This is a genomic window from Pseudomonas sp. B10, assembly GCF_900156235.1.
Classification (GTDB): Bacteria; Pseudomonadota; Gammaproteobacteria; order Pseudomonadales; family Pseudomonadaceae; genus Aquipseudomonas; species Aquipseudomonas siliginis.
Window position 1 is genome coordinate 3,543,378 of record NZ_LT707063.1, and the last position, 22,784, is coordinate 3,566,161.

Sequence of the window (22,784 nt, forward strand, 5' to 3'; positions counted from 1 at the left end):
GGCATTGAGCGAAGAAAATACGTACGACTCAACGAGCATTAAAGTGCTGAAAGGCCTGGATGCCGTACGCAAACGTCCCGGTATGTACATTGGTGACACCGACGATGGCAGCGGTCTGCACCACATGGTGTTCGAGGTGGTCGACAACTCGATCGACGAAGCCCTCGCCGGCCATTGCGACGACATCAGCATCATCATCCACCCGGACGAATCCATCACCGTTAAAGACAACGGTCGTGGCATCCCGGTAGACGTGCATAAAGAGGAAGGCGTTTCCGCCGCAGAGGTCATCATGACCGTCCTCCACGCTGGCGGTAAGTTCGACGACAACTCCTACAAGGTTTCCGGCGGTCTGCACGGTGTGGGTGTGTCGGTAGTGAACGCACTGTCCGAAGAACTGGTCCTGACTGTTCGCCGCAGTGGCAAGATCTGGGAACAGACCTACGTCCACGGTGTGCCTCAGGCACCGATGGCCATCGTTGGCGACAGCGAAACCACAGGCACCCAGATCCACTTCAAGGCTTCCAGCGAAACCTTCAAGAACATTCACTTCAGCTGGGACATCCTCGCCAAGCGCATTCGTGAACTGTCCTTCCTCAACTCCGGTGTCGGTATCGTCCTCAAGGACGAGCGCAGCGGCAAGGAAGAGCTGTTCAAGTACGAAGGCGGCCTGCGTGCGTTCGTTGAATACCTGAACACCAACAAGACTGCGGTCAATCAGGTGTTCCACTTCAACATCCAGCGTGAAGATGGCATCGGCGTGGAAATCGCCCTGCAGTGGAACGACAGCTTCAACGAGAACCTGTTGTGCTTCACCAACAACATTCCGCAGCGCGACGGCGGCACCCACCTGGTGGGCTTCCGCTCGGCGCTGACGCGTAACCTGAACAACTACATCGAGCAGGAAGGTCTGGCGAAGAAGCACAAAGTCGCCACCACCGGTGACGATGCCCGTGAAGGCCTGACCGCAATCATCTCGGTGAAGGTGCCTGATCCGAAGTTCAGCTCGCAGACCAAAGACAAGCTGGTGTCTTCCGAAGTGAAGACTGCGGTGGAACAGGAGATGGGCAAATACTTCTCCGACTTCCTCCTGGAAAACCCGAACGAAGCCAAGCTGGTGGTCGGCAAGATGATCGACGCCGCCCGTGCCCGTGAAGCTGCGCGCAAGGCCCGTGAGATGACCCGCCGCAAAGGCGCGCTGGACATCGCCGGCCTGCCGGGCAAACTCGCTGACTGCCAGGAAAAAGACCCGGCGCTGTCCGAACTGTACCTGGTGGAGGGTGACTCCGCGGGCGGTTCTGCCAAGCAGGGACGTAACCGCAAGACTCAGGCGATCCTGCCGTTGAAGGGCAAGATCCTCAACGTCGAGAAAGCCCGTTTCGACAAGATGATCTCGTCCCAGGAAGTGGGCACGCTGATCACCGCGCTGGGCTGCGGCATCGGTCGCGAAGAGTACAACATCGACAAGTTGCGCTATCACAACATCATCATCATGACCGATGCTGACGTCGACGGTTCGCACATCCGCACCCTGCTGCTGACCTTCTTCTTCCGTCAGTTGCCGGAGCTGATCGAGCGCGGCTACATCTACATCGCCCAGCCGCCGCTGTACAAAGTCAAAAAAGGCAAGCAAGAGCAATACATCAAAGACGACGACGCCATGGAAGAGTACATGACGCAGTCGGCCCTGGAAGATGCAAGCCTGCACCTGAACGAAGAAGCCCCGGGCATTTCCGGTGAAGCGCTGGAACGTCTGGTCAACGACTTCCGCATGGTCATGAAGACCCTCAAGCGTCTGTCGCGCCTGTACCCACAGGAGCTGACCGAGCACTTCATCTACCTGCCTGCCGTCAGCCTCGAAACCCTTGGCGACCACGCAGCAATGCAAGAGTGGCTGGCCCAGTACGAAGTCCGCCTGCGCACCAACGAGAAGTCCGGCCTGGTCTACAAGGCCAGCCTGCGCGAAGACCGTGAACGTGGCGTCTGGCTGCCAGAGGTCGAACTGATCTCCCACGGCCTGTCGAATTACGTCACCTTCAACCGTGACTTCTTCGGCAGCAACGACTACAAAACCGTGGTCACCCTGGGCGCGCAGCTGAGCACCCTGCTCGACGAAGGCGCGTACATCCAGCGTGGCGAGCGCAAGAAAGCCGTTACCGAGTTCAAGGAAGCCCTCGACTGGCTCATGGCCGAAAGCACCAAGCGCCACACCATCCAGCGCTACAAAGGTCTGGGCGAAATGAACCCTGATCAGCTGTGGGAAACCACCATGGACCCAAGCGTGCGCCGCATGCTGAAAGTCACCATCGAAGACGCCATCGGTGCAGACCAGATCTTCAACACCCTGATGGGTGATGCGGTCGAACCTCGCCGAGATTTCATCGAGAGCAACGCACTGGCGGTTTCCAACCTGGACTTCTGATCCTGTTTGCTACCCGCTCATGAAAAACCCCGGCCAATGCCGGGGTTTTTTTTGCCTCACTCATTCCCAGTGCCGACACTCTCCAACCGATACCCATACCCATAAATTGTCAGCAACTGCCAACCCCGATCCGCTGTCAGCCCGAGCTTGTTGCGCAATCGGTAGATATGCGTATCCAACGGCCGCGAGGAAGTTGTCTCCTCGTTCGGCCAGAAGCGCTCGTACAGGTAATCCCGCGACAATGGCCGCCCCAAGTTGCTGAACAGGCAGCGCGCCAAGCGGTATTCGCGTTCGGTCATGAGGATCGGTTTGCCTTCACGGGTGACGGTCAGTTCGGCGTCGTCGAAAGTCAGATCGTGAAACGTCTGTATTTCGCCCGCCGCGCTGCGCGGTTGGCTATGCCGACGCAATACCGCAGCCACCCTCGCCTTCAACTCATTGGGGCGAAACGGCTTACTGACATAATCGTCGGCCCCGGCATTCAAGGCTTGAACGATATCGCTCTCGCCATCGCGGCTGGTGAGCATGATTGCAGCGGGTGGCGCGTCCATGTGTTCGCGGGTCCAGCGCAGCAGTGCCAGACCCGTGAGATCAGGAAGTTGCCAATCGAGAATCAACAGGTCGAAGGTTTCCCGGCGCAGCTGGCGCAACAAGTCTTCGCCGCGCTCGAAGCTGTGCATTGACCACGGCTGTTCGCCCGCTTCGGCCATTTGCTCCAGGGTTTGCTCGACCCGGCGCAGTTCGGCGGGTTCGTCGTCCAGAATGGCAACGCGCATCGGCGGTGTTCCTTGTCGCTGGGGCTGGGATGTCGACAATAGCGACTCCCCGGCCGCGATGAAAGAAGCAGCCCGTCGTTGGTCGACGTCCGCTATGATTCTTCGGGTCTACGCCTCAGACCTGAGACCTATGAAACCATTCCCACTGCCCTGCCCTGTGCCTCATGCATAACACTCAACGCCGACGTGAAAGTCGTGAGCCGAGCCAGGTCCAGCGTCTGTTCCGGCGGCTGGTGCGCGAGTGGTTGTGGATAAGTCTAGTGCTGTTGCCGCTGACTGCCTTGTTGTCTTATCGCGCCCAGATCAATCTGCACAATCCGTCGCCAGCGCCCGGCGCGCTGTTGTCCGTGGCGATGGTCGCAGGTGTGCTGGGATTGTTGCTGTGGCGGCCGCGTTGGGCGCTGTGGGTAACCTTGGTCGGTATGGCCTGTGCGCTGATCGCCAGCGCCCTGCTGGCCGAAGTCCGCTATTGGTGGTCGCCAACGCTAGCAGCCCTGGGGATGTTGTTCGGTTACCTGATCTGGAACTGGCGACGCCTGAGTGTTGTGCTGACGTATTTCGGCTGGGAGCTGGCACGTCTGGACAGCGAACCGAAAGTCTTCCCTGAACGTCGGCGGACCCGCTTCACCGGTGCCGACCGTTTGCAGGGCCAGATCATGGCGCTCGAACAAGCCATGAGCCGCACCCGCGACACCCGGCGGTTCATTGCCGATGGCCTGGAATACCTGCCGGTGGCGACGCTGATCAGTGATCCGCTGGGCAAGATCCTGCTGGGCAATCGCAAGGCGCGCGAGTTGTTCGAGGATCCGCTGGTGGGCGATGACGTACTCGAGCAACTGGCACGGCTCGGCTATCCGGAATTATCCACAACGCCGCGACCGCCGCTGGCCACGCTGCCGCTGCTGGAATTTCGCGATCACAAGGAACGCAGTCTGCGCCTGGAAAGAGCGGCGCTGCTGCCGGTCGACGGCGATACGCCGATCGGTTGGCTGCTCAGCCTGACGGACTTGAGTGCCGAGCGTGCGGCCGAGGAGCAGCGCGGCGTCCTGCTGCGTTTTCTTTCCCACGACCTGCGCGCCCCCCATTCGGCGATCCTCGCCCTGCTGGATGTGCATCGTCATCAGGCGGGTGCTGATGCGCCGCTGTTCGAGCAGATTGAGCGTCAGGTGCGCCGCGCGCTGGATCTGACCGATGGTTTTGTCTTGTTGGCGCGCGCTGAATCCGAAACCTACCAGTTCCGCCCGACATTGTTCGCCATGCTGGTACTGGATGTGCTCGATCAGGCGTTGCCGATCGCCCAGCAGAAACGCATCGAGCTGCTCAACGAGGTCGATGAGCAATGCCAGGAGCGGCTGATTCTGGCCGATCAGGGATTGCTGACGCGCGCCCTGTTCAACCTGCTGGAAAACGCGATCAAGTACAGCCCGGCAGACAGCACGGTGCAACTGACGGTCAGCTGTGATGGGCAGTGGCTGCGCTGCGAATTGACCGATCAGGGCAAGGGCATTGCCGCCGATGAATTGCCTGACCTGTTCAGCCAGTATCGGCGTTTCTCTTCGGCCCAGGGCATCGACGGCGTGGGCTTGGGTTTGTCGATGGTCAAAGCCGTGATTGATCATCATGGCGGTACGATTGAGTGTCGTAGCGTGGTCGATGCGGGAACCACTTTCCTTATCGAGTTGCCGCTGCTTGCTGAATGAAAAAGGGGCATAAAAAAACCGGCTATAACGGCCGGTTTTTTTACATCCGAATAAAACTTATGCACGGATTTTGTTCAATTCATAAATTTATAAATATCTATCAAAATCAATAAGTTAGATAATAATTGTGGGCTTTTTAAGCGAAAGCGTACACAGGTTATCCACAAAATTCAGACAGCCAGCTGGTCACTCGCGGCCGGTGCCTGTGGCGCCGGTGGCAGCGAACCCATTTCACGCTGGGTCTTCTCGTTCCACGCCTGCACACGGTCATTCAGATCAGCGATGGCGCGCGGCCCGCTGCCTTCGGCATACATCGGTTCGCCAATGACCACGGTGATCACTCCGGCCTGTTTGCCCCAGCCGATTTTTGGCCAGAATTTGCCGGCATTGTGTGCAATCGGCAGCACCGGAAGCGCCGCATTCACCGCCAATGCGCTGCCACTGCGGGAGAATTTTCCGACAGTGCCGTAGGGGACTCGTGTGCCTTCGGGGAAGATCAGCACCCAGACGTTGTCCTTGAGCAGCTCGTCGCCTTTGGCCGCGACTTGTTTGAGCGCGGCCTTCGGGTTGTCGCGGTCGATGGCGATCGGGCGCAGCATGGCCATGGCCCAGCCGAAGAACGGCACGTAAAGCAATTCGCGCTTGAGCACTTGGCTCAATGGCGAGAAATAAGCGGAGAGAAAGAAGGTCTCCCAAGTGCTCTGGTGGTTCGATTGAATCACGCAGGGCCGGTCAGGCACGTTTTCCGCACCTTTGATTTCGTAGCGGATGCCAAGGAAAACCTTGGTCAGCCACAGGGCGCAACGGCACCAGTACACATTGATGAAACGATAGCGCGCCTTGAAGGACAGAAACGGCGCGATGAAAAAGCTCAGACTGCACCACAGCAACGCTGTTGTGCCCAGCAGCAGATAAAAAACAAAGATTCTGAAGGCCCGCAGTATCGACATGGCGACGGTTACCGTTACGGGGCAATGCCCCGACTGTTCAAGCGCACTCCCGAGCAATCCCTGGCCAGGAAATTCAGAAGTACTCTAGTTGTGGATAAGTTCTGCGGCAATCGCCGCCAGATCGTCAAAAATCAGAGTGCCAACCGGCAGGGTTTTGCCCTGAGTCTTTTCGCCTTTCCCGGTCTTCACCAAAACTGGCTGTGAATCGACGGCTTTGGCGGCCTCCAGGTCACCAAGGCTGTCGCCGACGAACCAGACGTTGGTCAACGGCACCGTGTAATGCTCGGCAATGGCTTTCAGCATTCCCGGTTTCGGTTTGCGGCAATCGCAACCTTCGTCCGGGCCGTGCGGGCAATACACGATCAGACCGACTTCGCCGCCCTGCGCCGCGACCAGCTCGCGCAGGCGCGCGTGCATGGCCTCGAGGGTGGCGAGGTCGTAGTAGCCGCGAGCAATGCCCGACTGGTTGGTGGCCACCGCCACCGTCCAGCCGGCCTTGCTCAACTGCGCAATCGCTTCGATCGAACCGGGCAGCGGAATCCACTCCTCCACCGACTTGATGTAGGCATCGGAGTCGTAATTGATCACGCCGTCACGATCGAGAATCAGCAGTTTCAACAGCAATCCCTCAACCCAGCAGCGAAATGTCGGCAACACCGAGGAACAGGCCACGCAGACGCGCCAGCAGCGCGTAACGGTTGGCCCGCACATTGGCATCGTCTGCATTGACCATCACCGCGTCGAAGAACGCGTCGACCGGCTCGCGCAGTGCCGCCAGGCGCGCCAGCGATTCGTTGTACTGACGCGCTGCGGCCATTGGCTGCACGGCCTGATCCGCTTGCTGGATCGCCGAGTACAGCGAGAACTCGTTGGCATTGTCGAAATACTTCGCCTCGACCACGGTCGGTACCGAGCCTTCGACTTTGCTCAACAGGTTCGACACGCGCTTGTTCACCGCCGCCAGCGCTGCCGCTTCCGGCAGTTTGCGGAAGGCCTGCACCGCCTGCACACGCTGGTCGAAGTCCAGCGCCGAGCCCGGCTTGAGGGCACGGACCGACAGGTAAGTGGCGACGTCGACGCCTTCGTCTTCATAACGCGCACGCAGACGGTCGAAGATGAATTCCAGCACGGCTTCGTTGAGACCGGCAGCCTTGACCTTGCCGCCGAACGCATTCACCGCGAAAGCCACGGCGTCGTTCAGGTCCAGATCCAGTTGTTTCTCGATCAGGATCCGCAGCACGCCCAGTGCCGCACGGCGCAGGGCATAAGGGTCTTTGCTGCCGGTTGGCAGCATGCCGATACCGAAGATGCCGACCAGAGTGTCGAGCTTGTCGGCGATGGCGACGGCTGCACCGGTCAGGGTCGCCGGCAATTCAGCCCCGGCACCGCGTGGCATGTACTGCTCGTTCAAGGCCAGCGCGACGTCCTGCGGCTCGCCGTCATTGAGGGCGTAGTAGTAACCGGCGACACCTTGCATCTCCGGGAACTCGCCGACCATTTCGGTGGCCAGGTCGCACTTCGACAGCAGGCCCGCACGGGCAGCCCACGAGGCGTTGCCGCCGATGCGTGCGGCGATGTACGCGGCCAGTTTGGAAACGCGCTCGGCCTTGTCGTAGACGCTGCCGAGTTTTTCCTGGAACACCACGTTCTGCAGGCGCAGGTTGAAGTCTTCGAGCTTCTGCTTCTTGTCCTGCTTGAAGAAGAACTCGGCGTCGGTCAGGCGTGGGCGAACCACTTTCTCGTTACCGGCGATGATCTGCTGCGGGTCTTTGCTTTCGATGTTGGCCACGGTAATGAAACGTGGCAGCAACTTGCCGTCGGCATCCAGCAGGCAGAAATACTTCTGGTTGTCCTGCATGGTGGTGATCAGCGCTTCTTGCGGTACGTCGAGGAAGCGTTCCTCGAACGAGCACACCAGCGGCACCGGCCATTCAACCAGCGCAGTCACTTCGTCGAGCAGTGCCGGCGGAACGATTGCCGTGCCTTCCTGACGGGTGGCCAACTCTTCGGTGCGCTTGCTGATGATCTCGCGACGCTCGTTGGCATCGGCCAATACGTAAGCGGCACGCAGGTCGGCGAGGTAGCTCGACGGCGAACCGATGCGCACGCTCTCCGGATGATGGAAACGGTGACCACGGGAATCACGGCCAGCCTTCTGCGCGAGGATCGTGCAATCGATGACCTGATCACCGAGCAGCATCACCAGCCACTGCGTCGGACGCACGAATTCTTCCTTGCGCGCACCCCAACGCATGCGTTTCGGAATCGGCAGGTCGTTCAGCGAATCTTCGACGATGGTCGGCAGCAGGCTCGCAGTCGGCTTGCCGGCGATGTTCTGGCTGTAGCGCAGTTTCGGACCGCTCTGGTCGATTTCGCTCAGCTCGACGCCGCACTTCTTGGCGAAGCCCAGGGCGGCCTGAGTCGGATTGCCATCAGCGTCGAACGCGGCCTGACGTGGCGGGCCATCGAGGTTGATGCTGCGATCCGGCTGCTGAGTGGCCAGCGCAGTGATCAGCACGGCCAGACGACGTGGCGCGGCATACACGGTTTTGCTTTCGTAGCTCAGGCCGGCGGCTTGCAGGCCCTTGTCGATACCGGCGAGGAACGCATCAGCCAAAGTGTTCAGGGCTTTGGGTGGCAGTTCTTCGGTGCCCAGTTCAACCAGAAAATCTTGCGCACTCATTGTGCAGCCTCCAGCTTGGCCAGTACTTCGTCACGCAGGTCCGGGGTCGCCATCGGGAAGCCCAGCTTGGCGCGGGCCAGCAGGTAGGCTTGCGCAACGGAACGCGCCAGGGTGCGCACGCGCAGAATGTATTGCTGACGCGCAGTCACCGAGATCGCCCGGCGCGCATCCAGCAGGTTGAAGGTGTGCGACGCCTTCAGCACCATTTCGTAGCTCGGCAACGGCAGCGGCTGGTCGAGTTCGATCAGGCGCTTGGCTTCGCTTTCATAGAAGTCGAACAGCTCGAAGAGTTTGTCGACATTGGCGTGTTCGAAGTTGTAGGTGGACTGCTCCACTTCGTTCTGGTGGAACACATCGCCGTAGGTGACTTTGCCGAACGGGCCGTCAGCCCAGACCAGGTCGTAGACCGAATCGACGCCTTGCAGATACATCGCCAGCCGCTCGAGACCGTAGGTGATCTCGCCGGTCACCGGGTAGCACTCGATGCCGCCCGCCTGCTGGAAGTAGGTGAACTGGGTGACTTCCATGCCATTGAGCCAGACTTCCCAGCCCAGACCCCAGGCGCCGAGGGTCGGCGATTCCCAGTTGTCTTCGACGAAGCGGATGTCGTGCACCAGCGGGTCGAGGCCGACATGCTTGAGCGAGCCCAGGTACAGTTCCTGGAAGTTGTCCGGGTTCGGCTTCAGGACTACCTGGAACTGGTAGTAGTGCTGCAGACGGTTCGGGTTTTCGCCGTAACGGCCGTCAGTCGGACGGCGGCTCGGCTGCACGTACGCGGCGTTCCAGGTTTCCGGGCCGATGGCGCGCAGGAAGGTCGCGGTGTGGAAAGTGCCGGCGCCTACTTCCATATCGTAGGGCTGAAGTACCACACAACCTTGCTCGGCCCAGTATTGCTGGAGCGCGAGGATCAAGTCTTGGAAGGTACGCACGGCTGGCGTAGGCTGGCTCACGAAATTCACCTGTTTCTTGGGCTGCGATTTAAAGAGCGGGAGTATACCCGATTCGTTGCTGCGCACGCCCCCTGGAGCCTTATGCCACGCTGCTTTTGGTGTACCGAAGATCCGCTGTACATGGCTTATCACGATCAGGAGTGGGGCACGCCGCTGCGCGATGCGCAGGGTTTGTTCGAGTTGCTTTTGCTCGAAGGGTTCCAGGCCGGGTTGTCGTGGATCACTGTGCTGCGCAAACGCGAGCGTTACCGTCAGGTGCTGTTCGGCTTCGATGTGCAGCGCGTGGCGCAGATGAGTGACGCCGAGATCGACGAACTGATGCTCGACCCGGGCATCATCCGCAATCGCCTGAAACTCAACGCTGCGCGGCGCAATGCCCAGGCGTGGCTGGCGCTGGAGGATCCGGTGGCGTTGCTCTGGTCATTCGTAGGCGACCAACCGATCATCAATCATTTCAAGGATCGCAGCGAAGTCCCGGCGATCACCCCGGAAGCGCTGGCGATGAGCAAGGCGCTGAAAAAGGCCGGCTTCACCTTCGTCGGTCCGACCATTTGCTACGCGCTGATGCAGGCCTCGGGCATGGTCATGGACCACACCCAGGATTGCGACCGCTACGCGCAGCTCGCCAACGCCGGTTAGAATGCCCGCCTCGCGCACAGCACAAAGATCAGGAGTGACCTGTGGAAAAGTTTAAAGGCGCCTTGCTGGTAGGCGCTCTGCGGCTGTTTGCCCTGCTGCCATGGCGAGCCGTGCAGGCCGTGGGTTCGGCGATCGGCTGGATCATGTGGAAAACCCCCAACCGTTCCCGCGACGTGGTGCGGATCAACCTGTCCAAGTGTTTTCCCCAGATGGATGCGGCCGAACGTGAGCGTCTGGTCGGGCAGAGTCTGAAGGACATCGGCAAGTCGCTGACCGAAAGCGCCTGCGCGTGGATCTGGCCGGCGCAGCGCTCGATCGATCTGGTCCGTGAAGTCGAAGGCCTTGATGTGTTGAAAGACGCGCTGGCCTCGGGCAAAGGCGTGGTCGGCATCACCAGCCACCTCGGCAACTGGGAAGTGCTCAACCACTTCTATTGCAGCCAGTGCAAACCGATCATTTTCTACCGTCCGCCGAAGCTCAAGGCAGTGGATGAATTGCTGCGCAAACAGCGTGTGCAGCTGGGCAACAAGGTCGCGGCGTCGACCAAGGAAGGCATTCTCAGCGTCATCAAGGAAGTGCGTAAGGGCGGTGCCGTGGGCATCCCCGCCGACCCGGAACCGGCCGAATCCGCAGGGATTTTCGTGCCGTTCTTTGCCACTCAGGCACTGACCAGCAAATTCGTGCCGAACATGCTGGCCGGCGGCAAAGCGGTGGGTGTATTCCTGCACGCCCTGCGCCTGCCTGACGGCTCGGGCTACAAAGTGATTCTCGAAGCCGCGCCAGAAGCGATGTACAGCACCGATACCGCAGAGTCCTGCGCAGCCATGAGCAAAGTGGTCGAGCGTTACGTCGCGGCGTATCCGAGCCAGTACATGTGGAGCATGAAACGCTTCAAGAAGCGTCCGCCGGGCGAGGCGCGCTGGTACTGAGCAACTTCGCTTGGGGGACGGTTAATGCAGACGGCCTCGCCTTGCGCTATCGGTAGCTCAAGGCGCCTGTCGCTCGAGCTTCTTCAGGAACACCGTCATCTCCTTCTCGGCCTGTTTGTCACCATGTGCGCGGGCCGCTTCCAGGCCCTGTTCCCAGGCCTGGCGCGCAGCGGCGTGATCGCCCAGCGCCAGATGCGCCTTGCCCAGCAACTTCCACGCCGCCGAGTATTTCGGATCGAAAGCGACACAACGCTGAAAATGCTCGGCAGCCTTAGCGTTTTCACCCAAGTCCAGATAACCCTTGCCCAGACCGAAGCGCAGCAGAGCGTTATCCACACCCTTGGCGAGCATTTTTTCCAGGGATTCGAGCATTTTTTGCAACCTCGTTTGAGTGATCGTTCCCACGCTCCGCGTGGGAATGCCTCATTGGACGCTCTGCGTCCGCTTATGGGACGCAGAGCGTCCCGGGCTGCATTCCCACGCGGAGCGTGGGAACGATCAACCTCAGAAAAAGCTCAACCCCACATGAAACAGCTTCTCCACATCGCGAATGTGCTTTTTGTCCACAAGGAACAGAATCACGTGGTCGCCCGCTTCGATCACCGTGTCGTCGTGGGCGATGATCACTTTCTCATTGCGGATCACCGCGCCGATGGTGGTGCCTGGTGGCAGGCCGATCCTCTCGATCGGCTTGCCGATGACCTTGCTCGATTTCGCATCACCGTGGGCAATTGCCTCGATCGCTTCCGCCGCGCCGCGGCGCAGTGAGTGCACGCTGACGATATCGCCTCGGCGCACGTGGGCGAGCAAGGTGCCGATGGTCGCCAGTTGCGGGCTGATGGCGATATCGATGTCGCCGCCCTGGATCAGGTCGACGTAGGCCGGGTTGTTGATGATCGTCATGACCTTCTTCGCCCCCAGCCGTTTGGCCAGCAGCGACGACATGATGTTGGCTTCGTCATCGTTGGTCAGGGCGAGGAAGATATCGGCGTCGGCGATGTTCTCTTCCAGCAGCAGATCGCGGTCCGAGGCACTGCCCTGCAACACCACGGTGCTGTCGAGGGTATCGGAGAGGTAGCGGCAACGCGCCGGGCTCATCTCGATGATCTTCACCTGATAGCGGCTTTCGATGGCCTCGGCCAGGCGCTCGCCGATCTGCCCGCCACCGGCGATAACGATGCGTTTGTAGGTTTCGTCGAGGCGGCGCATTTCGCTCATCACCGCGCGAATGTCCTCGCGGGCGGCGATGAAAAACACCTCGTCATCGGCCTCGATCACCGTGTCGCCCTGGGGCAGGATCGGCCGGTCACGGCGGAAGATCGCCGCGACGCGCGTTTCGACGTTCGGCATGTGCTCACGCAACTGGCGCAGTTGCTGGCCGACCAGCGGCCCGCCGTAATAGGCGCGCACCGCCACCAGTTGCGCCGCGCCTTCGGCGAAGTCGATCACCTGCAACGCGCCGGGGTGCTGGATCAGGCGCTTGATGTAATTGGTCACGACCTGCTCGGGGCTGATCAGCACGTCGACCGGAATCGCTTCGTTCTGGAACAACTGCTCCTCGCGATTGAGGTACGACGCTTCGCGCACGCGAGCGATCTTGGTCGGCGTGTGGAACAGCGTGTGGGCGACCTGGCAGGCAACCATGTTGGTTTCGTCGCTGTTGGTCACCGCTACCAGCATGTCGGTGTCGTCGGCACCGGCCTGACGCAGCACCGACGGCAGCGAGCCCCGGCCCTGCACCGTGCGGATGTCGAGGCGGTCGCCGAGGTCGCGCAGGCGCTCGCCATCGGTGTCGACCACAGTAATGTCGTTGGCCTCGCTGGCCAGATGTTCGGCCAGCGAACCGCCGACCTGTCCCGCACCGAGGATGATGATTTTCATCCAGTCACTCCATGAATCCGTTTAGCCGCGCGCAGCGGCGATCTTGATCAGCTTGGCGTAGTAGAACCCGTCATGCCCGCCCTGCTGGGCCAGCAACTGGCGACCATGGGGCTGCTTGATTCCCGCCGCTGTGGCCAGGTCCAGTTCCCGCGCGCCGGGGGTGCGCTCGAGGAACGCGGCGATGACTTCGGTGTTCTCGGTCGGCAGCGTCGAGCACGTGGCGTAGAGCAGGATGCCGCCGACTTCAAGGGTTTTCCACATGGCGTCGAGCAGTTCGCCTTGCAGTTGCGCGAGCGCGACGATGTCGTCGGGCTGGCGGGTCAGCTTGATGTCCGGATGGCGACGAATTACCCCGGTGGCCGAGCATGGCGCATCGAGGAGGATGCGCTGGAACGGTTTGCCGTCCCACCATTTGTCGATATCGCGACCGTCGGCGGCGATCAGTTCAGCGTCGAGGCCGAGGCGCTCGAGGTTTTCCTTTACGCGCACCAGACGCTTGGCTTCCAGATCCACCGCCACCACCCCGGCCAGCGCCGGTTCGGCTTCAAGGATGTGGCAGGTCTTGCCGCCAGGGGCGCAGCAGGCGTCGAGCACCCGCTGGCCCGGCGCCAGATCGAGCAAGTCGGCGGCCAGTTGCGCGGCTTCGTCCTGCACGCTGATCCAGCCTTCGGCGAAACCCGGCAGGCTGCGCACGTCGGCAGCCGCTTCGAGGATGATGCCGTCGCGGCTGTAAACGCACGGTGTCGCGGCGATCCCGGCTTCGCCCAGCAATGCCAGATAAGCATCGCGGCTGTGATGACGGCGGTTGACCCGCAGGATCATTGGCGGATGCGCGTTGTTCGCTGCGCAGATGGCTTCCCACTGTTGCGGCCAGAAGGCCTTCAGGGATTTTTGCAGCCAGCGCGGGTGGGCCGTGCGCACCACCGGGTCGCGTTCCAGTTCGGCGAAGATCGTCTCGCTTTCGCGCTGGGCATTGCGCAGCACGGCGTTGAGCAGGCCTTTGGCCCAAGGCTTTTTCAGCTTGTCGGCACACCCGACGGTTTCACCGATGGCGGCGTGCGCCGGCACGCGGGTGTAGAGCAGTTGATACAAGCCAACCAGCAGCAACGCCTCGACATCAGCGTCGGCGGCTTTAAACGGTTTCTGCAGGAGTTTTTCCGCCAATGCCGACAGGCGTGGCTGCCAGCGTGCGGTACCGAAGGCCAGATCCTGAGTGAAACCGCGATCACGATCCTCGACCTTGTCCAGTTGCGTCGGCAGGGAGCTGTTCAGCGAAGCCTTGCCGCTGAGGACAGCGGCGAGCGCCTTGGCGGCGGCCAGACGCGGGTTCATTGCGCTTCCACCGCAGCGCCGAGCACGCTGCCGACGGCGAATTTCTCGCGGCGGCTGTTGAACAGGTCACTGAAGTTCAGCGCCTTGCCGCCGGGCAATTGCAGGCGGGTCAGACAGAGCGCTTGTGCACCGCAGGCGACGATCAGCCCGTCCTTGCTGGCGCTGAGGATTTCACCCGGGGCGCCAGTGCCTTCGGCCACGGTCGCGGCCAGCACTTTCAACGCTTCGCCATTGAGCGTGCTGTGGGTGATCGGCCATGGATTGAAGGCGCGGACCAGACGTTCCAGCTCCACTGCCGGACGGCTCCAGTCGATGCGTGCTTCGTCTTTGTTCAGTTTGTGCGCGTAAGTGGCGAGCTCGTCGTTCTGCACCTCACCTTGCAGGGTGCCGGCAGCCAGACCGGCAATCGCCTGCACCACAGCGGGCGGCCCCATCTCGGCGAGGCGATCATGCAGGGTGCCGCCAGTGTCTTGCGCGCTGATCGGCGTGGCGACCTTGAGCAGCATCGGCCCGGTGTCGAGGCCGGCTTCCATGCGCATCACGGTCACGCCGCTTTCGGCATCGCCGTGTTCGACCGCGCGCTGGATCGGCGCCGCACCGCGCCAGCGTGGCAGCAGCGATGCATGGCTGTTGATGCAGCCCAGGCGCGGAATATCCAGCACCGCTTGCGGCAGGATCAAACCGTAGGCAACCACAACCATCAAGTCCGGCTTCAGCGCGGCCAGTTCTGTCTGAGCGTCGGCATTGCGCAGGGTCGGCGGCTGCAGCACCTGGATATTATTTTCCAGGGCCAGCTGTTTGACCGGGCTCGGCATCAGTTTTTGCCCACGGCCGGCCGGGCGATCCGGCTGGGTGTAGACCGCGACGATCTCGTACGGGCTGCTCAGCAGGGCCTTGAGGTGTTCGGCGGCGAATTCCGGGGTACCGGCAAAAACAATGCGCAGTGGCTCAGTCATGAAAGGCGTCTCATAAAAAGAAAAAGGCTTGCCGCAGCAAGCCTTTGAAGAGGGGCATCAAGCGTTCTGGCGGTGCAGCTTTTCCAGCTTCTTCTTGATCCGGTCGCGTTTGAGCGTGGACAGGTAATCGACGAACAATTTGCCGTTGAGGTGGTCGCATTCGTGCTGGATGCACACCGCGAGCAGACCTTCGGCGATCAGCTCATAGGGCTTGCCGTCGCGGTCCAGCGCCTTGATTTTGACCTTCTGCGGGCGGTCGACGTTTTCGTAGAAGCCCGGTACCGAGAGGCAGCCTTCCTGATACTGGTCCATCTCGTCGGTCAGCGGTTCGAACTCGGGGTTGATGAACACCCTTGGCTCGGTACGGTCTTCGGACAGGTCCATCACGACGATACGTTTGTGCACGTTGACCTGGGTCGCGGCGAGGCCGATGCCCGGCGCTTCATACATTGTTTCAAACATGTCGTCGACCAACTGACGCACTTCGTCGTCCACTACAGCCACTGGTTTGGCGATAGTGCGCAGACGCGGGTCCGGAAATTCGAGGATGTTCAAAATGGCCATAGGCTTCGATTGCTGCACACGTTGAGTAAAGTCGGGTCGATGGCCTGGCGGGTCCGAAGATGCAGGCTACCGTTGTGAAGCGTAGCTTCTGAAAAACAGAAGCGAGCCACGGGGGCTCTGACGATTCACGCGAATGCACATGATAAAGGGATTCACTGCATGAGGAAAACACTACTCGCCCTGCTGCTTCTGGCTTCGGCCGGCGCCGCGCAAGGGCAAGTGCAACTCAGGGATGGTTTTCCACAGCAATACACGGTGGTTTCCGGGGACACGCTCTGGGACATTTCCGGCAAATACCTGCGCGAGCCCTGGCAATGGCCACAACTGTGGCGGGCCAATCCACAGATCGAAAACCCCAACCTGATCTATCCCGGCGACACGCTGACCCTCAGCTACGTCAACGGCCAACCGCAACTGACCGTCCATCGTGGCGAGTCGCGCGGCACCATCAAGCTCTCGCCACGGATTCGCACCAGCCCGGTGGCCGAGGCGATTCCAAGCATTCCGCTGAAATCGATCAACAGCTTTCTGCTGAGCAATCGCATCGTCGACAAGGCCGAAGACTTCGACAAGGCGCCGTACATCGTCGCCGGCGATGCCGAACGGGTGCTCAGCGGTACAGGCGATCGCATTTTCGCCCGCGGCCATTTCGATCCGGAGCAACCGGTGTACGGCATCTTCCGCCAGGGCAAGGTCTACACCGACCCGCAGACCAAGGAATTCCTCGGCATCAACGCCGACGATATCGGCGGCGGCGAGATTGTTGCCACCGAAGGCGACGTCGCCACCCTCGCCCTGCAACGCACCACCCAGGAAGTACGCCTCGGTGACCGCTTGTTCGGCGGTGAAGAACGTTCGATCAATTCGACCTTCATGCCGAGCGCGCCGAAAAGCGACATCAACGGCGTGATCATCGATGTGCCACGCGGCGTCACGCAGATCGGCGTGATGGACGTGGTCACCCTGAACAAGGGCAAACGCGACGGTCTGGCCGAAGGCAATGTTCTGGCGGTGATGAAAACCGGCGAAACGGTGCGTGACCGGATCACTGGCCAGCCGCTGAAAATTCCCGATGAACGCGCCGGCCTGCTAATGGTGTTCCGCACCTACGACAAACTCAGTTACGGCCTGGTCCTCAATGCTTCACGCTCGCTGGCGGTGCTCGACAAGGTGCGAAATCCGTAAGCTTGCTTAACAAGTTACCAACAGAGTTATCCACAGCTTGTTCCGAATGGTTCGGAGCATAGAACGATCAAGGATGATCCATTCATGTTGTCTGTCAGTACGGCCATTTCCCCGGCGGAACTGGAGGCGCGTCTGCGTCTGCACCGCATGCCGGATATCGGCCCCAAGCGTTTTGCCAAACTGCTTGAGGCCTTCGGTTCCGCATCAAAAGCCATCAGTGCGCCGGCCAGTGCCTGGCGCTCGCTCGGGTTGCCGGCGGCCTGCGCCGAGGCACGGCGTTGTCCGACGGTGCGCGACGGCGCCAGCCATGCAATGCGCTGGCTAGAGCGTCCCGATCAACATTTGCTGATGTGGGACCAAGCGGATTACCCGGCGTTGCTGGCGCAAATTGCCGATCCGCCACCACTGTTATTTGTTGCCGGCGATCCGTCGATTCTGGAGAAGCCGCAGCTGGCGATGGTCGGCAGCCGCCGCGCTTCGCGTCCGGGGATGGACACGGCGGCGGCGTTTTCTCGCAGTCTGGCCGGGGCCGGTTTTGTCATCACCAGTGGTCTGGCGCTGGGCATCGATGCCGCTGCCCATCAGGCTGCTCTGGACGTTGGCGGGTTGACCGTGGGAGTGCTTGGCACGGGCCTGGAGAATTTTTATCCACAGCGCAATAAACGCCTGGCTGAGGCAATGATTGCTTCGGGAAGCGCGGTGCTCTCGGAGTTTCCGCTGGACGCCGGGCCAACCGCGAGCAACTTCCCCCGGCGCAATCGCATCATCAGCGGGTTATCCCTTGGCGTGCTGGTGGTCGAGGCCAGTGTTGCCAGCGGTTCGTTGATTACCGCGCGGCTGGCGGCAGAGCAAGGGCGCGAGGTTTATGCCATTCCGGGCTCTATCCATCACCCCGGCGCGCGCGGTTGTCATCAGTTGATTCGCGACGGGGCGGTGTTGGTGGAGACTATTGAACATATCCTCGAAGCGCTGCGCGGCTGGCAGCAACCGTTGTTATCCACAGCGCCGCCGCAGGCCGATCACCCGTTGCTGGCGCTGCTTCACGCCGCGCCGCACACCAGCGAGGCGTTGGCCGCGAGCTGTGGCTGGGCGTTGCCGAAAGTGCTGGCAACGTTGACCGAGCTGGAAATCGAAGGCCGTGCGGTATGCGAAAACGGTCGCTGGCTGGCGCGGTCGAGCTAGGTTTTACGATGAAGATCGGTAAACTGCGCGAAACCTGTTTGTGGAGAGTTTTTTCATGGTCAACAGTTGGCGTGTGCAACAAGCCGCGCGTGAAGTTCGCGCCGGCGCGGTGATTGCCTATCCAACCGAAGCCGTCTGGGGGCTGGGTTGCGACCCGTGGAACGAAGACGCAGTGGACCGCTTGCTGGCGATCAAGAATCGCTCGGTGAGCAAAGGGCTGATCCTGGTCGCCGACAATATCCGCCAGTTCGATTTCCTCTTCGAGGACTTCCCGCAGGACTGGATCGACCGCATGGCCAGCACTTGGCCGGGGCCGAACACCTGGCTGGTGCCGCACCAGAACCTGTTGCCGGAATGGGTCACAGGCGTGCATGACACCGTGGCGCTGCGAGTCAGCGATCACCCGCAGGTGCGCGACTTGTGCTCGCTGGTCGGGCCGCTGATCTCGACATCAGCCAATCCACAGGGGCGACCGCCGGCGCGCACGCGTTTGCGCATCGAGCAGTATTTCCGTGGGCAGGTCGATCTGGTGCTCGGCGGGAGCCTTGGCGGGCGCAAGAATCCCAGCGTGATCCGCGACCTGGCCACCGGTAACGTCGTTCGTCCTGACTGACGCCATTCTTTTTATTTTTTGCGGACTTCTCGGCGCTATCGACGAGGAGTTTTGCGCATGCCTGCAGTTTATTCCTGCATTTGTTTAAAACTTATCCGTTGCCATTGTTCTTGCATGCGTCAGACGGTTCTTCGACTCTGCAATATCTGTAAGTTTTCCCACGTGATTATCAGAACGCGTGCAGTGGCGATATTTCCAAAAGCATCCATTCTTTCAATGTGCTTGAAGCAACTTCGAAATATTAATGGCTGCGGAGAAGTAATGGATATTACGGATTTACACCTCAAGGATTATCTGCAGGGCTTTCAGGAGACACTCAAGAATCAACAGGCCGACTATCGTGTAGCCATTCTTGAGGCAGGATCGGATGCCGGGGAATTTGAACGCTTCATCAATCGACAGTTTCGCCTGCGATTGCAGCATTACATGCTCACCTCCAGAGCCCGGGCGCTGGAAACCCGACTGGCGATCACCTCACGCAGCACGCACTTTCTGTTGTATCAGCGTGATCAGCTTATTGCGGTGCTGCGGGCAACTCCGGCGCCCTTCGAATGGGCTTCACTGGCGCAGCATCATGTGTCTCCCACTGTGGCATTGGCACGGCATGTCGAATTCAGTCGCTTGATTACCCATTCCCAGCAGCACCGGCCGGTGTCGATCAATGGCCTGCTCGCCACCGCTGCGGAATGGGCGATCGATCGCGGATATCAGGGGGTGACGGCCTTGTGCAGATCGCCACAGCGACAACTGTTTCAGCGTTTCGGCCTGACACCGATCGCCTCGCACGCCATGCATATCGAGCAGCGCGCCCGGGGCGATTATTGGCTGTTGTCCGCCGAATGGCGGCAAATCCTGATGGCCCTGGATCAGCCTGTGAACATCAACGCACATCAGCCGGAGTATCGTGATGTCTATCACCGTCAGTATTGATCCGCCAGTGATTGAAGAATGGGCTGAGAAATGGCTCGTATATGAATCGAAGAAGTTGCGCAGGAAGTTTGCCGGTCGTAGGCCAGCGGCGAAGAAACTTTACCGGAAGATGTACTTGATATAGCTGAAAGATACTCGGCGAACTCATGGAAGAGTTCACCGAGTATCAACTTGAAGCGTTATGGCAGCAGAATCGTGGAACCGGTCGTGCGCCGTGCCGACAGTTCAGTTTGTGCTTTCGCCGCATCCGCCAGTGCATGGCGCTGGCTGATGTCGACCTTCAGTTTGCCACTAATGATCATCTCGAACAGCTCGTCGGCCATGCGCTGCAGGTTCTCGGCGTTGTTGGCGTAGGTCGCCAGCGTAGGCCGGGTGACGTACAACGAGCCCTTCGCGGCAAGAATGCCCAGATTGACGCCGTCGACCGCGCCCGAAGCATTGCCGAAACTCACGACCAGGCCCCGAGGTGCGACGCTGTCCAGGGATGTGAGCCAAGTGTCCTTGCCGACGCCGTCATACACCACCGGGACTTTCTTGCCGTCAGTCAGCGCCAGCACGCGCTCGGCAACGTTCTCATGGCTGTAGTCGATGGTCGCCCAGGCGCCGTTGGCCTTGGCCAGTTCTGCTTTTTCCTTCGAGCTGACGGTGCCGATCAGCTTCACGCCCAGCGCTTTGGCCCATTGGCAGGCCAGCGAGCCGACGCCACCGGCTGCGGCGTGGAACAGAATGGTTTCGCCGCCCTGCAGTTTGTAGGTCTGGCGCAGCAGGTATTGCACGGTCAGACCCTTGAGCATGACCCCGGCGGCAGTTTCGAAACTGATTTCATCGGGCAGGTGAACCAGATTGTCCTGCGGCAGCACATGCAACTGGCTGTAGGCGCCGAGCGGGCCGCTGCCGTATGCCACGCGATCGCCGACCTTGAACCGGGTGACGTCGCTGCCCACCGCTTCGACCGTGCCGGCGCCTTCCGAACCCAGGCCGGACGGCAAGGCAGGTGGTGCATAGAGGCCGCTGCGGTAGTAGGTATCGATGAAGTTCAGGCCGATCGCCTGATTGGCCACGCGCACCTGATTCGGCCCGGGTGCAGCGGGTTCGTAGTCAACATATTCGAGCACTTCGGGACCGCCGTGGGCGCGGAACTGGATACGCTTTGCCATCTGCCTGCTCTCCTTGGGTCGTTGCTAAGCCCTCTATCCAACTCCCCTGGTTGATCTTCGTCAACTGCGGCGCGCCGGTCTGCGATGGTATGCTACGCGCCCATTTGCGCCGCCCGCCTGCCGGGGCGCCGCCCGATTCAAGGTGAAGCCATGACGACCCGCACCGACGCCGTAAAGGCCTATCTGCTCGATCTGCAAGACCGCATCTGCGCTGCACTGGAAACCGAAGACGGCGGCAAATGCTTCGTCGAAGACGCCTGGACCCGGCCGGCGGGCGGTGGTGGGCGCACCCGCGTGCTGGAAAACGGCACGCTGATCGAAAAGGGCGGGGTCAACTTTTCCCACGTGTTCGGCAGCGGCCTGCCGCCCTCGGCCAGTGCCCATCGACCGGAACTGGCCGGGCGTGGTTTCGAGGCGCTCGGCGTGTCGCTGGTGATCCACCCGCACAACCCCCATGTGCCGACCTCCCACGCCAACGTGCGTTTTTTCATCGCTGAAAAAGAAGGCGAAGAACCGGTCTGGTGGTTCGGCGGCGGTTTCGACCTGACCCCGTATTACGGCGTTGAGGAAGATTGCATTCATTGGCACCGCGTCGCCGAGCAAGCCTGTGCGCCGTTCGGTGCGGACGTCTATCCGCGTTACAAGGCCTGGTGCGACACCTATTTCCATATCAAGCATCGTCATGAGCCACGGGGCATTGGCGGTCTGTTCTTCGACGATCTGAACGAGTGGGATTTCGACACCAGCTTCGCCTTCATGCGCGCCATCGGCGATGCCTACATCGAGGCCTACCTGCCGATCGTGCAACGGCGCAAGAACGACGCCTTCACTGCTCAGCAGCGCGAATTCCAGGAATTCCGCCGAGGCCGCTACGTCGAATTCAACCTGGTTTACGACCGTGGCACGCTGTTCGGTCTGCAATCGGGTGGCCGCACTGAATCGATTCTGATGTCGCTGCCACCGCAAGTGCGCTGGGGCTATGACTGGAAGGCCGAGCCGGGCAGCGCAGAAGCGCGCCTGACCGATTACTTCCTGCAGGATCGCGACTGGCTGGCCGAGGCCTGAGGACGGGTGATGGATCGTTACGTTGTTTTTGGTAACCCGATCGGCCACAGCAAGTCGCCGATGATTCACCAGTTGTTTGCCGAACAGACCGGCCAGCGCCTCGATTACAGCACGCTGCTCGCGCCGCTGGATGATTTTGCCGGCTGCGCCACGGCGTTCTTTCGCGAAGGGCGCGGCGCCAATGTGACGGTGCCGTTCAAGGAAGACGCTTACCGTCTGGCCAACAGCCTGACCGCCCGCGCGCAGCGGGCCGGTGCGGTGAACACCTTGAGCAAACTGGAAGATGGTTCACTGCTCGGCGACAACACCGATGGCGCGGGACTGGTGCGTGATCTGACGGTCAATGCCGGTTTCAGCCTGACCGGCAAGCGCATCCTTTTGCTCGGCGCCGGCGGCGCGGTGCGCGGTGCGCTGGAGCCGTTGCTGGCAGAGAAACCGGCCTCGGTGATCATCGCCAATCGCACGGTGGACAAGGCTGAACTGCTGGCCGAGTTGTTCTGCGACCTCGGGCCGGTGTCGGCCAGTGGTTTCGACTGGCTGCGCGAGCCGGTGGACGTGATCATCAACGCCACCTCCGCCAGCCTGACCGGTGACGTGCCGCCGATTGCGCCAAGTCTGATCGAGCCGGGCCAGACCCTGTGCTACGACATGATGTACGGCAGGGAACCGACCGCGTTCTGCCGCTGGGCCACTGAGCACGGCGCGGCGCTGGCGATGGATGGTCTGGGCATGCTCGCCGAACAGGCGGCCGAGGCGTTCCTGCTGTGGCGCGGCGTGCGCCCGGATACCGCGCCGGTACTCGCCGAGCTGCGCCGCGAGCTGGCCCTTTAAGCTTTGCTCCCACATTGAAATACGATCAATGTGGGAGCG

At 60.9% G+C, this 22,784-nt stretch carries 21 protein-coding genes; 10 read left to right on the plus strand and 11 right to left on the minus strand.

Annotation, left to right across the window (positions count from 1 at the left end):
* Positions 1 to 4: 4 nt before the first annotated feature.
* On the plus strand, positions 5 to 2,422 hold the full coding sequence (gene gyrB, locus BXA01_RS16135; RefSeq protein WP_024014948.1) for a DNA topoisomerase (ATP-hydrolyzing) subunit B: 2,418 nt from the start codon (positions 5 to 7) through the stop codon (positions 2,420 to 2,422).
* 56 nt (positions 2,423 to 2,478) lie between these two features.
* Here gyrB and BXA01_RS16140 read toward each other — a convergent pair whose 3' ends face one another.
* Positions 2,479 to 3,198 carry a response regulator transcription factor gene (locus tag BXA01_RS16140; RefSeq protein WP_076564734.1) on the minus strand — a complete coding sequence of 240 codons (720 nt, stop codon included), beginning with the start codon at positions 3,196 to 3,198 and terminating at the stop codon, positions 2,479 to 2,481.
* A 164-nt stretch (positions 3,199 to 3,362) separates the two neighbouring features.
* Between BXA01_RS16140 and BXA01_RS16145 the strand changes: the two genes are divergently transcribed.
* Complete coding sequence (locus tag BXA01_RS16145; protein ID WP_076564736.1) at positions 3,363 to 4,898, plus strand: sensor histidine kinase; 1,536 nt, start codon at positions 3,363 to 3,365, stop codon at positions 4,896 to 4,898.
* 170 nt (positions 4,899 to 5,068) lie between these two features.
* Here the strand turns inward: BXA01_RS16145 and BXA01_RS16150 are convergent, their stop codons facing one another.
* The 4 genes from BXA01_RS16150 to glyQ all read right to left on the minus strand — a co-directional run bounded on the left by BXA01_RS16150 (position 5,069) and on the right by glyQ (position 9,481).
* A complete protein-coding gene (locus BXA01_RS16150) occupies positions 5,069 to 5,848 on the minus strand; it encodes a lysophospholipid acyltransferase family protein (protein ID WP_041476517.1) in 780 nt (259 codons plus the stop codon).
* 84 nt (positions 5,849 to 5,932) lie between these two features.
* Positions 5,933 to 6,472: a D-glycero-beta-D-manno-heptose 1,7-bisphosphate 7-phosphatase gene (gmhB, locus tag BXA01_RS16155; protein ID WP_172834008.1), complete on the minus strand. Its 540-nt coding sequence runs from the start codon at positions 6,470 to 6,472 to the stop codon at positions 5,933 to 5,935.
* A gap of 4 nt (positions 6,473 to 6,476) precedes the next feature.
* Positions 6,477 to 8,531, minus strand: a complete 2,055-nt coding sequence (glyS, locus tag BXA01_RS16160; RefSeq protein ID WP_076564738.1) for a glycine--tRNA ligase subunit beta — start codon at positions 8,529 to 8,531, stop codon at positions 6,477 to 6,479.
* A complete protein-coding gene (gene glyQ, locus BXA01_RS16165) occupies positions 8,528 to 9,481 on the minus strand; it encodes a glycine--tRNA ligase subunit alpha (protein WP_003187265.1) in 954 nt (317 codons plus the stop codon). Before glyQ ends, glyS begins: the two co-directional genes overlap by 4 nt.
* Before the next feature lie 81 nt (positions 9,482 to 9,562).
* Between glyQ and BXA01_RS16170 the strand changes: the two genes are divergently transcribed.
* Both BXA01_RS16170 and BXA01_RS16175 read left to right on the plus strand, forming a co-directional pair.
* Positions 9,563 to 10,120, plus strand: coding sequence for a DNA-3-methyladenine glycosylase I (locus BXA01_RS16170; protein WP_056791133.1), 558 nt, complete (start codon positions 9,563 to 9,565; stop codon positions 10,118 to 10,120).
* Positions 10,121 to 10,161: 41 nt separating this feature from the next.
* Positions 10,162 to 11,049, plus strand: coding sequence for a lysophospholipid acyltransferase (locus BXA01_RS16175; protein WP_039757181.1), 888 nt, complete (start codon positions 10,162 to 10,164; stop codon positions 11,047 to 11,049).
* Positions 11,050 to 11,106: 57 nt separating this feature from the next.
* Here the strand turns inward: BXA01_RS16175 and BXA01_RS16180 are convergent, their stop codons facing one another.
* From BXA01_RS16180 to def, 5 genes are all read right to left on the minus strand, one after another.
* Positions 11,107 to 11,421, minus strand: coding sequence for a tetratricopeptide repeat protein (locus tag BXA01_RS16180; protein ID WP_076564740.1), 315 nt, complete (start codon positions 11,419 to 11,421; stop codon positions 11,107 to 11,109).
* Between the two features lie 132 nt (positions 11,422 to 11,553).
* The gene (gene trkA / locus BXA01_RS16190) at positions 11,554 to 12,930 is read right to left on the minus strand and encodes a Trk system potassium transporter TrkA (RefSeq protein WP_076564743.1); all 1,377 of its coding nucleotides are present in this window, start codon (positions 12,928 to 12,930) and stop codon (positions 11,554 to 11,556) included.
* Between the two features lie 21 nt (positions 12,931 to 12,951).
* A complete protein-coding gene (gene rsmB, locus BXA01_RS16195) occupies positions 12,952 to 14,262 on the minus strand; it encodes a 16S rRNA (cytosine(967)-C(5))-methyltransferase RsmB (RefSeq protein WP_076564746.1) in 1,311 nt (436 codons plus the stop codon).
* Positions 14,259 to 15,218 carry a methionyl-tRNA formyltransferase gene (gene fmt / locus BXA01_RS16200; protein ID WP_076564749.1) on the minus strand — a complete coding sequence of 320 codons (960 nt, stop codon included), beginning with the start codon at positions 15,216 to 15,218 and terminating at the stop codon, positions 14,259 to 14,261. The genes rsmB and fmt overlap by 4 nt, the downstream gene beginning before the upstream one ends.
* 57 nt (positions 15,219 to 15,275) lie before the next feature.
* Positions 15,276 to 15,782, minus strand: coding sequence for a peptide deformylase (def, locus tag BXA01_RS16205; RefSeq protein WP_016772378.1), 507 nt, complete (start codon positions 15,780 to 15,782; stop codon positions 15,276 to 15,278).
* Positions 15,783 to 15,941: 159 nt separating this feature from the next.
* Between def and BXA01_RS16210 the strand changes: the two genes are divergently transcribed.
* The 4 genes from BXA01_RS16210 (at position 15,942) to BXA01_RS16225 (ending at position 19,692) form a co-directional block, all read left to right on the plus strand.
* Complete coding sequence (locus BXA01_RS16210) at positions 15,942 to 16,967, plus strand: LysM peptidoglycan-binding domain-containing protein (protein ID WP_076564752.1); 1,026 nt, start codon at positions 15,942 to 15,944, stop codon at positions 16,965 to 16,967.
* A gap of 84 nt (positions 16,968 to 17,051) precedes the next feature.
* Entirely contained in the window at positions 17,052 to 18,149 is a 1,098-nt protein-coding gene (dprA, locus tag BXA01_RS16215) for a DNA-processing protein DprA (protein WP_076564755.1), read from the plus strand.
* A 55-nt stretch (positions 18,150 to 18,204) separates the two neighbouring features.
* Positions 18,205 to 18,762: an L-threonylcarbamoyladenylate synthase gene (locus BXA01_RS16220; protein WP_039757175.1), complete on the plus strand. Its 558-nt coding sequence runs from the start codon at positions 18,205 to 18,207 to the stop codon at positions 18,760 to 18,762.
* A 57-nt stretch (positions 18,763 to 18,819) separates the two neighbouring features.
* A complete protein-coding gene (locus tag BXA01_RS16225) occupies positions 18,820 to 19,692 on the plus strand; it encodes a hypothetical protein (protein ID WP_231990979.1) in 873 nt (290 codons plus the stop codon).
* Between the two features lie 179 nt (positions 19,693 to 19,871).
* Here the strand turns inward: BXA01_RS16225 and BXA01_RS16230 are convergent, their stop codons facing one another.
* Positions 19,872 to 20,849, minus strand: coding sequence for a quinone oxidoreductase family protein (locus tag BXA01_RS16230; RefSeq protein WP_076564760.1), 978 nt, complete (start codon positions 20,847 to 20,849; stop codon positions 19,872 to 19,874).
* Positions 20,850 to 20,999: 150 nt separating this feature from the next.
* On the opposite strand from BXA01_RS16230, the gene hemF reads away from it, so the two are divergent.
* Positions 21,000 to 21,914: an oxygen-dependent coproporphyrinogen oxidase gene (gene hemF / locus BXA01_RS16235; RefSeq protein WP_024014963.1), complete on the plus strand. Its 915-nt coding sequence runs from the start codon at positions 21,000 to 21,002 to the stop codon at positions 21,912 to 21,914.
* A 9-nt stretch (positions 21,915 to 21,923) separates the two neighbouring features.
* Positions 21,924 to 22,745 (plus strand): shikimate dehydrogenase, encoded by an 822-nt coding sequence (gene aroE / locus BXA01_RS16240; RefSeq protein WP_076564763.1) that lies wholly within the window; start codon positions 21,924 to 21,926, stop codon positions 22,743 to 22,745.
* The last annotated feature ends 39 nt before the right edge of the window (positions 22,746 to 22,784 follow it).